The sequence below is a fragment of the Pedobacter endophyticus genome, from assembly GCF_015679185.1.
GTDB lineage: Bacteria > Bacteroidota > Bacteroidia > Sphingobacteriales > Sphingobacteriaceae > Pedobacter > Pedobacter endophyticus.
In genome coordinates this window covers 4,492,315-4,506,372 of record NZ_CP064939.1, presented here as the reverse complement: position 1 = coordinate 4,506,372, position 14,058 = coordinate 4,492,315, and the positions used below count along the sequence as shown (strand labels likewise).

The 14,058-nt window shown below is 41.3% G+C and carries 17 protein-coding genes and 1 tRNA gene; 7 read left to right on the top strand and 11 right to left on the bottom strand.

Going from position 1 to position 14,058, the window contains the following annotated elements; all coding sequences use genetic code 11:
- Positions 1 to 35 precede the first annotated feature (35 nt).
- The 3 genes from IZT61_RS18390 to IZT61_RS18380 all read right to left on the bottom strand — a co-directional run bounded on the left by IZT61_RS18390 (position 36) and on the right by IZT61_RS18380 (position 2,550).
- A complete protein-coding gene (locus tag IZT61_RS18390; RefSeq protein ID WP_196098484.1) occupies positions 36 to 1,058 on the bottom strand; it encodes a FecR family protein in 1,023 nt (340 codons plus the stop codon).
- A 68-nt stretch (positions 1,059 to 1,126) separates the two neighbouring features.
- Positions 1,127 to 1,753: an RNA polymerase sigma factor gene (locus tag IZT61_RS18385; RefSeq protein ID WP_196098483.1), complete on the bottom strand. Its 627-nt coding sequence runs from the start codon at positions 1,751 to 1,753 to the stop codon at positions 1,127 to 1,129.
- Between the two features lie 593 nt (positions 1,754 to 2,346).
- Complete coding sequence (locus tag IZT61_RS18380) at positions 2,347 to 2,550, bottom strand: hypothetical protein (protein ID WP_196098482.1); 204 nt, start codon at positions 2,548 to 2,550, stop codon at positions 2,347 to 2,349.
- Here IZT61_RS18380 and IZT61_RS18375 point away from each other — a divergent pair.
- A complete protein-coding gene (locus IZT61_RS18375) occupies positions 2,535 to 3,443 on the top strand; it encodes a glycosyltransferase family 2 protein (protein WP_196098481.1) in 909 nt (302 codons plus the stop codon). The two genes, IZT61_RS18380 and IZT61_RS18375, sit on opposite strands and share 16 nt — an antisense overlap.
- A gap of 20 nt (positions 3,444 to 3,463) precedes the next feature.
- Here IZT61_RS18375 and IZT61_RS18370 read toward each other — a convergent pair whose 3' ends face one another.
- Positions 3,464 to 4,111, bottom strand: a complete 648-nt coding sequence (locus IZT61_RS18370; protein WP_196098480.1) for a DUF1349 domain-containing protein — start codon at positions 4,109 to 4,111, stop codon at positions 3,464 to 3,466.
- Positions 4,112 to 4,185: 74 nt separating this feature from the next.
- Between IZT61_RS18370 and IZT61_RS18365 the strand changes: the two genes are divergently transcribed.
- Positions 4,186 to 4,968 carry a response regulator transcription factor gene (locus tag IZT61_RS18365; RefSeq protein ID WP_196098479.1) on the top strand — a complete coding sequence of 261 codons (783 nt, stop codon included), beginning with the start codon at positions 4,186 to 4,188 and terminating at the stop codon, positions 4,966 to 4,968.
- Positions 4,969 to 5,037: 69 nt separating this feature from the next.
- Here the strand turns inward: IZT61_RS18365 and IZT61_RS18360 are convergent, their stop codons facing one another.
- Positions 5,038 to 5,619, bottom strand: coding sequence for an HPP family protein (locus tag IZT61_RS18360; RefSeq protein ID WP_196098478.1), 582 nt, complete (start codon positions 5,617 to 5,619; stop codon positions 5,038 to 5,040).
- 68 nt (positions 5,620 to 5,687) lie between these two features.
- Positions 5,688 to 6,182, bottom strand: coding sequence for a DUF6252 family protein (locus IZT61_RS18355; RefSeq protein ID WP_196098477.1), 495 nt, complete (start codon positions 6,180 to 6,182; stop codon positions 5,688 to 5,690).
- Between the two features lie 322 nt (positions 6,183 to 6,504).
- Between IZT61_RS18355 and IZT61_RS18350 the strand changes: the two genes are divergently transcribed.
- Entirely contained in the window at positions 6,505 to 7,509 is a 1,005-nt protein-coding gene (locus IZT61_RS18350; protein WP_196098476.1) for an aldo/keto reductase, read from the top strand.
- A 56-nt stretch (positions 7,510 to 7,565) separates the two neighbouring features.
- Positions 7,566 to 8,456: a helix-turn-helix domain-containing protein gene (locus IZT61_RS18345; protein WP_196098475.1), complete on the top strand. Its 891-nt coding sequence runs from the start codon at positions 7,566 to 7,568 to the stop codon at positions 8,454 to 8,456.
- A gap of 390 nt (positions 8,457 to 8,846) precedes the next feature.
- On the opposite strand, the gene IZT61_RS18340 is transcribed toward IZT61_RS18345, so the two are convergent.
- From IZT61_RS18340 to IZT61_RS18320, 5 genes are all read right to left on the bottom strand, one after another.
- Positions 8,847 to 9,599, bottom strand: coding sequence for a DUF3800 domain-containing protein (locus IZT61_RS18340; protein WP_196098474.1), 753 nt, complete (start codon positions 9,597 to 9,599; stop codon positions 8,847 to 8,849).
- 195 nt (positions 9,600 to 9,794) lie between these two features.
- Positions 9,795 to 9,868 (bottom strand) — tRNA-Ala (locus IZT61_RS18335).
- A gap of 149 nt (positions 9,869 to 10,017) precedes the next feature.
- Positions 10,018 to 10,224 carry a hypothetical protein gene (locus IZT61_RS18330; RefSeq protein WP_196098473.1) on the bottom strand — a complete coding sequence of 69 codons (207 nt, stop codon included), beginning with the start codon at positions 10,222 to 10,224 and terminating at the stop codon, positions 10,018 to 10,020.
- 34 nt (positions 10,225 to 10,258) lie between these two features.
- Positions 10,259 to 10,903 (bottom strand): chloramphenicol acetyltransferase, encoded by a 645-nt coding sequence (locus IZT61_RS18325; RefSeq protein ID WP_196098472.1) that lies wholly within the window; start codon positions 10,901 to 10,903, stop codon positions 10,259 to 10,261.
- Positions 10,900 to 11,592, bottom strand: coding sequence for an HAD family hydrolase (locus IZT61_RS18320; protein WP_196098471.1), 693 nt, complete (start codon positions 11,590 to 11,592; stop codon positions 10,900 to 10,902). Before IZT61_RS18320 ends, IZT61_RS18325 begins: the two co-directional genes overlap by 4 nt.
- A 78-nt stretch (positions 11,593 to 11,670) precedes the next feature.
- Here IZT61_RS18320 and IZT61_RS18315 point away from each other — a divergent pair, with 78 nt between their 5' ends.
- The 3 genes from IZT61_RS18315 (at position 11,671) to IZT61_RS18305 (ending at position 13,524) form a co-directional block, all read left to right on the top strand.
- Entirely contained in the window at positions 11,671 to 12,270 is a 600-nt protein-coding gene (locus IZT61_RS18315) for a Crp/Fnr family transcriptional regulator (protein WP_196098470.1), read from the top strand.
- Between the two features lie 66 nt (positions 12,271 to 12,336).
- Positions 12,337 to 12,876: a flavodoxin family protein gene (locus tag IZT61_RS18310; protein ID WP_196098469.1), complete on the top strand. Its 540-nt coding sequence runs from the start codon at positions 12,337 to 12,339 to the stop codon at positions 12,874 to 12,876.
- Positions 12,877 to 12,894: 18 nt separating this feature from the next.
- Complete coding sequence (locus tag IZT61_RS18305; protein WP_196098468.1) at positions 12,895 to 13,524, top strand: carbonic anhydrase; 630 nt, start codon at positions 12,895 to 12,897, stop codon at positions 13,522 to 13,524.
- Positions 13,525 to 14,058: the final 534 nt, after the last annotated feature.

Below are 14,058 nucleotides of genomic sequence, written 5' to 3'. Positions count from 1 at the left end.
TAGTGGCAGAATTTAAGCGCTTAAATTCTGTTGATCTATTCAGTTATGGTTATCGTGGTATTATTGGTTTTTACGGTTAAATGCAGTGTGTTGGATAAAATGCGTAGCAATTCTTTAACGCTACCAACATTAATCTCGCCCTCAACCTTAAGTTGCTTCAGCTTGTCATCGCCCAGCATCACCTCATATCCAAAATCGTCTTGCAACACAGCAATCATTTCGTCAAGCGTTGCATCCTGAAACATTAACTGTCGGCTTGCCCAGGCAGTTAGTTGTTGTGCATTGGCAATTCGCTGTTGCGCCGGCACCGACTTTGCGCTGTGTTTCACAAGGTCGCCCGGAGCGAGGACCAGTTGTCGGTACTCTTCTGAAACATCGTTAAAATCGATTCTTATCTTTCCCGTTAGCAAGCCTACGGTGGTTTTCTTATGCCTGTTTTTTACATTAAAGGTGGTTCCTAAAACCTCAATGTCCATGTTATCGCAGTGAACAATAAATTTTTCGCCCGGCTTGATGTTGTTGGTGTCGATGTTGATGTGCTTCACTTTAAAAAGTGCCTCGCCGCTGAGCCAAACCTCTCTTAACCCATCGCTAAAATTTGAGGCATAGCGCACTTTGGAATTGCCATTTAAAATAAGTTCGGAACCATCGGGCAGTGTTATTTCTCTGATGTTACCAAAATCTGTTTCTACGGTTTGTTTATGCCAATAATTGAAATACAAAAAGGTCGACAACATGGCCAAAACAAAAACAGCGGCAGCCTTAAAAAACAGCGGGCGATTGAAACGCTTGATTTTGGTTTTTTCTAGCGCAACGGTTGCGGTAATCCTGTCGAAAACGAGCGATTGAGATCTGTCATTCGTAAAAACCTCTTGTTCCCGATATGATGAAATCGTTTCAAACGCAGAAACCGCAATTTTGCTTTTATATGGGTTTTCTTCCTGAAATTTCTCCCAATTGTGCATATCTGATGCTTTTTGCTCGATAACAAAACATATAAAGTCGTCATCGTTCAATAAGCGTTCGCAGGTGTAATTTACATATTTAGAAAAATCCATATTGATAAGGTCCTATACTTACTATATACATCGACCTCGTAAATTATCCCTACGTTTAAAAAAAAAAATTAATTTATTCTCGAAAGGTGGTATTCTGGTGCCAAAAGGCATAAGATCATCATCAACTCGGCGAGTTTAACGCGTTGTTGAAGTTTGCCAACCGCCTTATAAAGCAGCTTGTAGGCAGAACTGACGTTAAGGTTCATAATTTCGGCAGCTTCATCGTAGCTTAAGCCCTCGTAAAACCTCAGGTAAATAATTTCCTGCTGCCTGGCGGACAATGTTTTTACAGCACTTTTTAGTTTAGTTTGCAGCTCTTTTTTGGCTTCATCTTCAATTAGCAACGTATCAAAGGAAACCTCAAAGTGGAAAGCATATTCGTCTTCCTCATTTAAGTTAACAAATTTTTGCCCTCTCTCTAACTTGCGAAAGATTGAGTTCCTCAGCGATTTATACAGGTAATTCCGCACCGATGGCGGATTACCAAGCTGCGCCCGCTTTTGCCACAGGTTTACAAATAAATCGTGTATGCAATCTTCAATTAGCGCTACATCTTTGGTAAACTTGAAGCCATAATTACTCAGCAGTTTGAAATGAGCATCGTAAATATGCCCGTACGCCTCCCAATTTCCCGATTTAAAGGAGTTCCAGTCTTTATGATCGCCATCAATATTTAGAACTTTCTTAATTGGCATAGCCTTTAGTTTATGCTAACATAATAAAATAAAAGCGTTATAAAAATGTTACATTAAATAAATTTGAACAAACTGTTAAGCCAAACTAAATGCAACGTTTTCCAGACTTTCAATTTCACTGTTCTTGCTGAGCTATCAATTTTGCATAGCACAGGCCTCGCCAACACATTTCTTAAAAATTAATGAGCTGGTAAAACGCCTGAGATGAAGCCATTCCTCTGGGCAATGGCATGCTCGGCATCCCGGATGGAAATTATGCATACACAAACTGCAGTATTCTTAAGGAAAGATATAATCAGTGACACCGTTTTACTGAACAGACCCCGCAGCAGCGGTTAGGGCCTAATCACCTCAAACTTGAGCCTAAAAACATCGTGCTTGAACCTAATAACATCAAATCAGAACCTATTAACCCCGAACTTGAACTTAATAACATCAAAATTGAACTTATTAACTGCTAACTTGATGCTAATAACATCAAAATAGATCTTATTAACTGCAACTTTGAACTTTTTAACATAAAATGGCAGCTAATTACCAACAAATCTGCATCTAATAGCCTTTAATATATTGTCGGCCTGCAAATACTACATCTAAATAGGACCAATTTGATCCTTATTATGCATAAGTGTGAAAGGATTGACCAACAAGATATCATCTGCAACTGCCATAAAACCACCACCCAAGGCAAACGGTTTACAATTGAAAAGAACCTCTCCTGTCAAAATCATTTCATTTTGGTGAGCAAGAGGTTTGTTTAATCCAGTAGCAGTTACTAAATATGAAAGTTGTAGCAATAATTGTCACTTTTAATCGATTACCGCTTTTAAAGAAGTGTATAAAGCAGGTGAAAGCGCAAACCCGCAGGCCAGATCTCATTATTGTAATCAACAACGGCTCTACCGACGACACGGCATCGTGGTTAAATGATCAGGACGTAATTGCCTACCACAGCGATAATGTAGGCGGGGCAGGCGGATTCTCATTTGGAATAGCAAAAGCCTACAGCCACGGCGCCGACTGGATATGGCTGATGGATGATGATACTATTCCGAACAATCATACTTTAGAATCGCTGCTTGCTGCGCTCCATAACCTTGAAGAGCACCAAAAGCATGTCGGATTTTTATCGAGCAAAATTTTGTGGACGGATAACAACATCCACGAAATGAACCGTACTTACCGCTTAAGCGATCAGAAGAAATTGTCGAGGTTATCTTTGCCAGCGCAGCCACTGCAGCCTTTAATTCAGTTTGGCACTTTCGTTTCTATGCTGCTATCGGCCAGGGCTGTAGAACAGGTGGGCTTGCCGCTTAAGGAGTATTTTATCTGGAACGATGATGTAGAATATTCGAAGCGGATTATCAACAGCGGCCTGGCAGGCATTGCTGTAGAAGATAGCATTGCCACACACGAAACGCCCATTAACCACATCAGCAGCGTTTTTAAAGATACGCATCAGCATTTATGGAAATACGAATACGGGTTGCGAAATGAACTATTTACCAAGCGCATGCACGGTGGCGAGCTCCAATTTTGGATTACCTGGGTTCACCGCATGTTCATTATGCCTTTTCGCATCATCGTGAACAGAAAAACACACCGATGGCCGTTTATCAAAACCATTTGGAACACCAGCTTACGGGCCGTTAAGTTTAAGCCAGCGATTGACTGGGTTGAAAAACGATAAGTTTTAATCAACCAGAATGGTTACTGATGGTTTTTTAGCCATTCTAATCTCCGCTGATCGGGAAGATGTTTAACTGAAAAATGCTCGAAAGTAGCCTTAAATCCATCTCCATCCGGCGAAGCAGCTGTTAAGCCCACCATCACCGGCGTATTATCGGCCAGTGGCGCATTCCGCGTCATGATGTAAGTTTTATCATCAAGGGAATAAAAAATCTCTATCGCATCCAGCCTGCGCACAGCCTTAATCCATATGAATGGCGGCGCTTTATCGAGTGTTAGTACGCTCCAATCGCTTTTGGTATGCGTTACTACGGTGCTTACATTAAATTTGCCATCTACAAACTCCACGCCCGTTTTGATATAATTTTTATGGTCGATGCGGATCATCAGTCCAGTCTGATCAAATCGGGTTTTATAATCGCCGCTTAATTTGACCTTTGCTTCAAATTCGCCGCCATAACTTCCGTACAAAAACGGTGCATCATCAACAGTAAATCCGTAGTGCGATATGCGCCACAAATCACTTTTCGGCGTAACATGCATCACCAGGCTGTTATTTTTTATTTCCCAATGCTCGGGCTCATTAAACCAGATCATTTTTTCGAGGCTTTGCGCTTTCATATCAATGATGCTAAAAATAAGGATTACTGTTGCGAATAGTTTTTTCATCTTCTCTCAAATAAAAATTGATGACCTACAAAAATGTATTTTTGCAAAGCTACCAACCTTTACTTTAATCATCAATGGCTACTAATAACCATACCGGGATGGACGACCTGCGGAAAGTTTTAGACCGCAAACTGAGTTCACAATCGTTCGCAACCAATCTCGATCAGGCTTCGTCGTTGGATCAGGCTAAACAAATTACCCGATTTTACAATGGAATTGAGGGCGGGATTAGTGTGCTGAGCGACATGAAGGCGAGGAAGAGCTACGCCTACTACGGGGTGCTTGCTGTAAAACTTGGTTTGCAGGAAAAAGAAGTGATCATCAACTCGATATGGGAAGATGAGCTACTGAGCTTGGTGCACAATGATGATTTGAAAAAGAAATACAGCCTCGAATTGCGCTTTTTTCAGTTCTTAAATTCGTTAAATAAGGAAGACCGCCCCGGCTATGAGGCCATTACCAAGTTGAGGGCTACGAATAGCGGGGGAGAATTGTTTTTTTTAAAGCATCGCATCATTTACATTAATCTGGAGGATGGCGACATGAGTTTATCCCTTTGCCAGTACAACCTGATTATTGAACATCCGGGGTTTGATGCGCCCGATGGAATTATACATAACACCAGAACGGGCGAAGTTATAGGCATGGCCGATGCAGATGCTGCGGAAATCTTATCATCAAGGGAGCGCGAAATTATTGGGTTGATTAAACGAGGAAACAGAAGTAAAGATATTGCGTTTAAACTCGGTGTGAGTATCCATACGGTTAACAGGCACAGGCAAAATATTTTTGCTAAGCTTAATGTAACCAATGCCATGGAGGCTTGTAGAATTGCCGAAGCCCTTGGCGTGGTTTAACGCATTTATTGCCGCTTTACATCGTCGCAGTAATTATTTCAAATAACAAGCAGTTTCACACAAGCACTTTTAGCGCCTGTACCTGCGCCAAACCATAAACCATTTTTTGTTGTTCGGATAACTTCGGTGCGATGTTCTGTTGTTGAAGAATATGGCGATGAGTAACAAAATGGTAACTCCGGATAAAACGGGGCTTAAAAGATACCAGTAGCCCAACGCGATGATTTTTGGAGAACCTATATTGGCAATGAGTGCAGTGGCGCCACCGGGCGGATGCAGCGTTTTTGTGATCTGCATGAGTACAATTGATAACGAAACCGACAAGGCAGAAGAAAGCCAGAGCTCGCCGGGCAAGAGCTTGTGAATGGTAACCCCTACAAATGCACAAACCAGGTGGCCGCCAATCAGGTTTCTGGGTTGTGCCAGCGGACTGTTGATTATGCCATAAACCAACACGGCGGAGGCACCAAATGAGCCGATTAAAAACACGTTATCTAACGAAGTGAAAGCACTTGAATTTAATAAACCGATTGCGGCAATACCAACAAATGAGCCCAAACAAGTCCATAAGTGCTCTTTGGCATCGATTAGTGTTTCTTTGTAAACAATATATCTTGCAGTTCTAATATGTCTTTTGAGCCTTTTTTTCATCTTAAATGTATGCGGCAAAAATAAACATCCATTTCTAAAAACGAACAGCATTTAAAGGTTACTAAATCTTAATAGGGGTAATATTGCAGGTTAAATTGCCCGTCAGTTACTTCAGCCACATTATTCGTTTCGGTATCGAGTGCTTTAAAAGAAAACCTGCCGGTAACTGTTTTGCTTCCCTTATCCAGAGAGACAATTTCTATACTGCCATCGTAGCCTTGTTGAGTAACGAACTTTAAATCGTTAGATGGATCGACCAAAACGGCAGAATGAGTCGAGTTTTTGAAATAATAAGTCCCCGGCTCAACATTGGTACCGAGAAATATAGAAATGGTTATCGATTGCCGGCTACCTTCCTGATAGGCCGTAACAAAAAACGTCTTTCCATCATCAATCAAATGTGCTTCGGCCGCGTGGCCGTATTTAAAATCGGTATTTCCTGGCCTCCAAACCTTACCGTTAACCTTGCACTTGAAGTTATCGGTTATTTTGTCGTCCTTTTTACATCCCGCAAAGCAAGTTATTACGAAAAGCAAAACGCCAGCTGTGAAAATTTTGGTCATAATTATTATCGATTTTAGTCTCAAATCCTTTCCGATTCTATTCACTCGCACTTTTTAAGGAACATCCGCCTTCCGGTTTGCATTATCGGCCAACACAAGTATAAAGAAAAAATTCGGAGAAGCGGTCAACCCTGATCTGATTGGCAAATAACTGTTTCGTTAAGGCTAATTGTCGGGTTCAAATAAAGGGGAACATCCACTTTACAGCAAGTGGTTATAACCAATCTGTGGAAGCTTCCTTATTTCGCATACACAATTCGGGGATTTGCAAACATAAATGAGCAAGATCCGGCATAATTTTGATCAACAAAAAAATAACGAAATGGATATAAAGAAAATAGCACTAGGCAACGCAGGATTAATTGTACCGCAGATTGGATTGGGATGTATGGGAATGACAGGCTTTGAAGAGGGACACATGTACGGGCCGGCGGATGAAACGGAAGCGATTGCCACCATACATCGTTCGCTTGAACTGGGAGGCAACTTTTTAGACACTGCAGATTTGTACGGACCGCTGAAAAATGAACAGCTTATTGCCAAAGCGATGGGTGCTGACCGCAAAAAATACGTTATCGCCACTAAATTTGGCTGGGAAATTAATGATGATGATAAAGTAACCTGGGCAATTAATGGCAAAAAAGAATATGTTAAAAAAGCGGTCGAACGTTCGTTAAAAAACCTCAATACCGATTACATCGATTTGTATTATATGCATCGTTTGGATAAAAACACGCCCATTGAAGAAACCGCGGGCGCTATGAGCGAATTAGTAAAAGAAGGAAAGATTGGCTACATTGGCCTCTCAGAAGTGTCGTCTGAAACCGTACGACGGGCGCACGCCGTACATCCGATAACGGCGGTGCAGAGCGAATACTCATTGTTCGAACGTTCGGCTGAGGAGCGTGGCGTGGTCAAAACATTGCAGGAACTGGGCATTGGCTTTGTGGCCTACTCGCCACTCGGCCGCGGTTTTTTGTCTGGCGAGATCAAAAGCCTGGCCGATCTTCCGGAGAATGATTTCCGCAGGGCGATACCCCGCTTTCAGGAAGCGCACTTCGACAAAAATATAGCGTTGGTAGAAGCCATTAAAACCATGGCGAATGAAAAAGGGGTGACGGCACCGCAACTGGCTATTGCCTGGATTATCAACAAAGGAATTGTTCCAATACCGGGTACGAAAAAAAGAAAGTATCTGGAGCAAAATATGGCCGCAGCAGCCATCACACTAACTACGGAAGATTTGGCCCGGTTAGAAAGCATTGTGCCGATTGGTACGAATACAGGCAAGCCTTACGACGAATTTAGCATGGGCCTGCTTGATTAATTTAGCGGCTGCATTTTAATAAATGCAGCCTATTTTTAATTGTTATTAGGAATGATATGAACGCCATCAACTCGATTTCGCAGTTTCACAAACTTTTATCGCTCAATGCGCCCTTGCATCCGCTGGTGAGCGTGATCAATTTGCAGCAGGCTATTTTTCTGGATGACGAAATATGGAAAGGTTTTGTCAATCGGTTCTATTGCGTGGCTTTGAAACGAGAGGCGAAGGGCAAAATCAGATATGGACAGCAACATTACGATTACGATAAGGGTGTACTGAGTTTTACTGCACCAAACCAGGTACAGTATCTCGATTTGAGCAACATGGAATGCGGTTCTGGCTACCTGTTAATCTTCCATCCGGATCTTTTATTGCGAAACAGTTTGGCCAATAGCATTCACCAGTATGGTTTTTTCTCGTATTCGGTAAACGAGGCACTGCATTTATCGGCAGAGGAGGAAGAAGACCTGATTACCATCCTCGATAAGATTAATAAAGAATGTGTACACATCGATAAGCACACGCAGGATATTATTCTCTCGCAAATAGAACTGTTCCTCAATTATTCTAACCGTTTTTATGAGCGTCAGTTCATCACCCGCAAAAATAACAGCCATCAGTTATTAACGAAATTCGAAAATCTGATCGATGATTATTATCGTCACGGGCATGAAAACGGCCTGTTGACTGTTCAGTACCTTGCCGAAAAGATGAACCTTTCTGCAAACTACCTGAGTGATTTATTAAGGGTGCATACAGGGCAAAATACCCAGCAGCATATTCACGAAAAGCTAATTGAAAAGGCAAAGGAAAAACTGTCGACTACGAATTTAACTGTCAGCGAAATTGCCTACGCGTTGGGTTTTGAACATGCTCAGTCGTTTAGTACTTTGTTCAAAAAAAAGACCAATCTTTCGCCTTTGGCCTTCAGGCTGGAATTTAATTAGCGTTTTTATATCGAGCATCTGGAAAAAGAACGAAAAAGACATACAATGGTTCAGAATTTTATTTTAGTAATCTTTTGCAAACAATTCAGGTTTGAGGTCCTTATTTAATGATGATGAAACATTTTTGGGTGACGATTTTCGTCTTAGCGGGCCTTTTTAACTTTTCTTATGCACAATTTGTATCTGATCCGTTAAAGGCATCATTTATTACCAAAGACATTGATCACTTTTGGAACGCATTCGATAAAATCGATGTTGATTCTTACCGTTTATTACTCTTGTTTGTCTGTTGTTATTTGTTTATTTGTTACAAAATATGTAAATTTGTGTATGGATTGGCGTGTCGCCGGTCGGCAAATAAGCCTATGCTAAAGCATGGGCTTTTTGTTTTTACGGGCTAATCTTGAGGCCGTATTCCTTTCCATTTTTCATATATAGGTGATTCTTTACGATATCGTAAGCAGGATTTGCACTTTTAGGATTTAGAATATGCCTTGCTATTGGATAAGCGACCAGGTCAGCAAACTGAAGTCCATTAATATTTTGTTTCTTTTTTCTAAAATGAAGTGACAGGCCAATATACCTCAATCTTTCCGGACTAACGTACCTTGTTCCTACCTGTATCAAACGATTAAAATTCGATTTCAGTTTAGCATCTTCCTTTCTTCCTCTTTCCTCTATTATAATTGTGACCCGCTTTCGAGCAACCGGTATGTCATCAATAAAAAAAACGAGTCTTTCAATTATAAAGGATAAGCACACCTCATAGATATCGGTATGCAACTTTCCATATTTCCCAATAAACTCTTCCTTCCTGACGCCAGAGGCGAAAACTGTATACTTAGATCCAATCATTAATTTGCTCAGCTTGTTAAGGAAACTTTCTCGTATTTTCGGGTTGATTAGTATTTGAAAAGCATCTCTCCATTTTCTGATATCAACGGAATGGAATATAACCTCTTTATCGCCCCAAAACTCTTCCTTGATGCTATTCATTGAATTTCGAGCATCACTATAGTCCTCTGTAGAAAATAGTGTCCCACACAAAACAAAGACGGGAAAGCCGGGATCTATATTTCTTAAGCCATGATCGCCGCTTTCATCAATAAACAAATAAAAATCCTGTGTTCCGCTCTCTACCATAAAAAATTATTCAAGCAGGTATTCTCTTGTAACTCGCTAACGCTATGCGTTTGCCTTCGCTTTTTTTATCTTATGAAAGTTCAGATACGTAAACAATTCTTTATCGGCGAACGCAGGCGACTTGAATATACAGATATCTTTTGAATGGGAATAAAAAAAGCCGATTTAACTTAATAAATCGGCTTTAAATTGATGTGGAGAATACCGGATTCGAACCGGTCACCTCTTGCCTGCCAGGCAAGCGCTCTAGCCAAATGAGCTAATCCCCCATTTTTTAAATGATCAATAATCAAACTTCAATGACCAACTCAAAAAGTAATTTTCGATAACTAATTACCTAATGGCTAATAAATCATGATCGATGAATGATCAAATCATGCGCAAAAATAGCAAATAGTTTTTCTAAAGCAAATGAAAATTAATCTTTCCGCTTAAAAGCGAACAATGCCATAAAACAGAGCACAAACATGGCCGATTGCATGGAATACTCAATAAAAAGGAACACGATAAATGTAAAGATCAACAGTAAAACCAAAAACATCGCTGCTTTGTACACGCCATCCATGCAAAACATGGCAATAAGCGCAAATAAATAAAGGCCAATAATGGTTAGAAGCGGAAACATTAACCGAAGTTAAACGCCCAACATTAAGCCCTCATTAACCTAAAATTAACTCCTGATTTTTGTTCAGCAACTCTTGAAACTGATCTACAAAAGCTGAAACATGGAAGCCATCCATCAAAGCATGGTGCACATGAATTGAAACGGTCATGATTTTCTTTCCGTTTTCGTCCCTCACTTTGCCAAAAGAAATTTTCGGGCAGCTATCCTGATGAGAAAAGCTTCGGGCGTGCGACATTGATTTGAAGTTCAACCATGGCAATGCGGAGAAGTGAATCACATTTTCGCCCGATGATGAGCCGATCAATCCGGTTGTGGCCCGAACTTTTTCTATTTCTTTATTGGCCCCCAGGCAGAAATCGTTAAAATGCTCATCGAAATCGATGTAGCCAAAGCCAAAGGTTCCGTTCGGGCGATTAATTGTTGCCGAAGCGTGAACGGTTTTATACTTCCAAACCTCATCGTCGATAATCCGATAGCGAAAGGGCTCAATCGCATTTGCTGCAACTAACGACTTATGCAAATAAAGCAAAAAGAACGACGCTCCATTTTGCTTCGCCTCCCGGTAGGTTGATGTGCAATCTACATCGACGGTAACGCCGAAAAAAGGCTCTTCGAAGGCATTAAAAAAATTAAAGTGATCTTTTCTGATCCATGTGTTTATGTCTATTTTTTCTTTCATTCAACTAGTTTAAGAATATCGGACAGGCATTGCCCCTGATGAAAATTGGGGTGCTCAATCGTATGATCGATATGCTCGTGCACCCATGTAGTATGATACGGAACGTGCACCGCATGACCGCCAATGGCCAAAACAGGCAAAACATCCGATTTTAAAGAATTCCCGATCATTAAAAACTCATCAGGCTTACAATCCAGGTGCTTAATCAGCTTTTGATAATCGCGTTCTTGTTTGTCGCTCATGATCTCAATATGGTGAAAGTAATGATCGAGGCCCGATTTGGTCAGCTTTCGTTGTTGATCCAACAAGTCGCCCTTGGTGGCAACCACCAATCTGTATTTTCCATGCAGGGCCTTTAGCACCTCTTCAACACCATCTAAAAGCTCAATGGGCTTGTTTAACATTTCCTGGCCAAGCGCAATGGCCTTACCGATAACAGCCGGATCTACGTTTCCTTCAGTAATCCGCAAAACGGTTTCAATCATGCTCAACATAAAACCCTTAATGCCATAGCCGTACAGCGGCAGGTTGGTAATTTCTGTTTTCAGCAGTTCGGCAACGATACTGTGGTGAGGCATAAAATCTTCCAACATCACGGCAAATTTTTCTTCCGTTTCGCGGAAATAAGGCTCATTCACCCAAAGCGTATCGTCGGCATCAAAGGCAATTACTGTAATTTGATTGTTCATCGTTATGCATTAATTTTAGCCCTACAAAAGTAAAACAACCAAGTTTGACAAAAAAGGACATTTGTCCTGCCTAAAAATATGTTAAGAACGAACCTTGCCTTCCTTTCTTTTATTGAAAAGCTGCACAGCGAACAACCTGACTCCGGCATTTTGGTTAAATCCTTTTCGCCCGGCACACGGTTTATCAATCAGGGAGATAAAATCGCCAATGTTTACATTGTGAAGGATGGCATTACGAAGTGCTTTATTTCTGAAGAAAATGGCAAAGATTTCATCATTGAGTTTTTGGGCAAGGGCGAAATTGCTGGCGAACTGGAGGCTATAAAAAAAATCGATTGCCTTTGTAATGTCGAAACAATAAGCGAGGTAACTGTATACGCCATCCCCAATCGTATTTTTATGTCGCTAACCGACACAAATCCGGCCTTTACCCAGATGCTGATGCAAGAGCTGGCCACCCGGATTATACAAACCAGTTCGCGGGCGTCGTTCCAGCAACTTTATGCGCTTGAATATGGTGTATTAAAACTGCTCAAACTGCAAACTGAGGCACAGATCTCGATCGCTAAGGAGGATATGGCGGCTTATCTGGGTATATCCTTAAGAAGTTTCAACAGGACATTGAAACAGCTTATTGATAAGAAATTGACGGATTTTAATGGTGAGGAAATGAATTAATTGACCGATGCGGGGCTTGTTCTCTCAAATTGCTAAACTTTAATTCACGAAACTTGTTAAAACTTTATGCCCGACATCTTAATCATAAATGGAAGCGCCCGCTTGAGTGGTGATACTCAAAAATTCATCAGCAAGCTAACAGAAGGAGTTGATTTTGATCAGTTGAATCTGGCAGAACATTATTGTTTGCCTTACAACTACGATAATCAATATCCGCCAGAAGATCAGTTCGACCGCTTTGCCAAAGAAATCCTTTACCATAAACATCTTATTTTTGCAACGCCTGTGTATTGGTACTCCATGAGCGGACGGATGAAAAATTTTTTCGACAGGCTTACTGATTGGGTAACTTTAAATAAGGAAGTTGGCCGAAATTTAAAGGGCAAAACAATGAAATTGATCGCCGTGGGCACGGATGGAGAGTTGCCCGATGGCTTTGTAACTCCGTTTTTCATGACTGCGAATTACATGGAAATGGTTTTCAGGGGCCATCAATATTTTAACAGCAATATGGAATTACCTGAACAGGAGTTGGCGTTGATCAGAAAATCTTTCTTTAGCTTTATAACTGAAAAGCCTTCAATTGAAGGAAATAATAATCCTTAATAACCTCAATTAAATAACATGAATGTAGAAGACGTTTTTAAGAACAATGAAAAATGGATCGCGGACAAACTGGCGATAGACGAAAATTATTTTACTGAACTTTCAAAAGGCCAAAACCCGGAATTTTTGTATATCGGCTGTTCGGATAGTCGCGTTACCGCCGAAGACTTAATGGGCATTCAGCCCGGACAGGCCTTTGTACACCGCAACGTTGCCAACCTGGTTAATAACGTGGATTTAAATGTAATGACGGTTTTAAATTATTCTGTTCGCCATTTAAAGGTTAACCATATTGTAGTTTGCGGTCACTATAATTGTGGCGGCGTTAAAGCAGCTATGCAACCTGCCGATATGGGCATCCTCAATCCCTGGCTGAGAAATATCCGCGATGTTTACCGAATTCATAGAGACGAACTCAATGCGATTGAAGATGAAGGAAAACGTTATGACAGATTGGTAGAGCTTAACGTGCAGGAGCAATGTGTAAACTTGCTTAAAACCGCAGCTGTGCAAGAAGCAATTACCGAACGCGGCTTAACGGTTCACGGCTGGGTATTCGACATCCGCACTGGTAAACTGATAGATCTTAAGATCGACTTCGATGCAATACTAAAGGGAATTAAGGAGATTTATAACTTGTATTCTTGAAAAAAGTCCGAAAGTCGGAGGTCGGGAAGTCCGAAGTCTGAGCGTATCACAATTAAATCTGTCAGTCTGAGCCTTTCGTCTTCGCTCAAGATAAACTTAGTCGAAGATCCTAGCACTTACCCTTCGACTCCGCTCAGGGTGACAACCCGAGGAACAAGTCGGGAAGTCGGGAGTCCGAAGTCCGGAGTCTGAGCGCATTACAATTAAATCTGTCAGTCTGAGCCTAGTCGAAGACCCTTCACTTACCCTTCGACTCCGCTCAGGGTGACAACCGGAGGAACAAGTCGGGAAGTCCGGAGTCCGGAGTCCGAAGTCTGAGCGTGTTACAATTTGATCTGTCAGTCTGAGGGTCAATTTTTTAGTAAAAAACCATATGAATGACGTTGTTGTTTAGAGGAGGACCCTAGAACAGGTCGTCATTTCGAGCGTAGCCGAGAAATCTCTATTGAACGTTCAAAGATTTCTCCTCCACAGGAGCTTCCACGGAGCAATCGGTCGAAATGACGATTTTTGGATTGTTTCGAAAAACGTCAA

Bases quoted from the DNA above. Each gene is read 5' to 3' on its own strand.
- IZT61_RS18315 (WP_196098470.1), top strand. From the start codon at position 11,671: ATGTTAAGAACGAACCTTGCCTTCCTTTCTTTTATTGAAAAGCTGCAC.
- IZT61_RS18360 (WP_196098478.1), bottom strand. From the start codon at position 5,619: ATGAAAAAAAGGCTCAAAAGACATATTAGAACTGCAAGATATATTGTT.
- IZT61_RS18345 (WP_196098475.1), top strand. From the start codon at position 7,566: ATGAACGCCATCAACTCGATTTCGCAGTTTCACAAACTTTTATCGCTC.
- IZT61_RS18320 (WP_196098471.1), bottom strand. From the start codon at position 11,592: ATGAACAATCAAATTACAGTAATTGCCTTTGATGCCGACGATACGCTT.
- IZT61_RS18355 (WP_196098477.1), bottom strand. From the start codon at position 6,182: ATGACCAAAATTTTCACAGCTGGCGTTTTGCTTTTCGTAATAACTTGC.
- IZT61_RS18330 (WP_196098473.1), bottom strand. From the start codon at position 10,224: ATGTTTCCGCTTCTAACCATTATTGGCCTTTATTTATTTGCGCTTATT.
- IZT61_RS18370 (WP_196098480.1), bottom strand. From the start codon at position 4,111: ATGAAAAAACTATTCGCAACAGTAATCCTTATTTTTAGCATCATTGAT.
- IZT61_RS18305 (WP_196098468.1), top strand. From the start codon at position 12,895: ATGAATGTAGAAGACGTTTTTAAGAACAATGAAAAATGGATCGCGGAC.
- IZT61_RS18375 (WP_196098481.1), top strand. From the start codon at position 2,535: ATGAAAGTTGTAGCAATAATTGTCACTTTTAATCGATTACCGCTTTTA.
- IZT61_RS18350 (WP_196098476.1), top strand. From the start codon at position 6,505: ATGGATATAAAGAAAATAGCACTAGGCAACGCAGGATTAATTGTACCG.
- IZT61_RS18385 (WP_196098483.1), bottom strand. From the start codon at position 1,753: ATGCCAATTAAGAAAGTTCTAAATATTGATGGCGATCATAAAGACTGG.
- IZT61_RS18340 (WP_196098474.1), bottom strand. From the start codon at position 9,599: ATGGTAGAGAGCGGAACACAGGATTTTTATTTGTTTATTGATGAAAGC.
- IZT61_RS18310 (WP_196098469.1), top strand. From the start codon at position 12,337: ATGCCCGACATCTTAATCATAAATGGAAGCGCCCGCTTGAGTGGTGAT.
- IZT61_RS18390 (WP_196098484.1), bottom strand. From the start codon at position 1,058: ATGGATTTTTCTAAATATGTAAATTACACCTGCGAACGCTTATTGAAC.
- IZT61_RS18365 (WP_196098479.1), top strand. From the start codon at position 4,186: ATGGCTACTAATAACCATACCGGGATGGACGACCTGCGGAAAGTTTTA.
- IZT61_RS18325 (WP_196098472.1), bottom strand. From the start codon at position 10,903: ATGAAAGAAAAAATAGACATAAACACATGGATCAGAAAAGATCACTTT.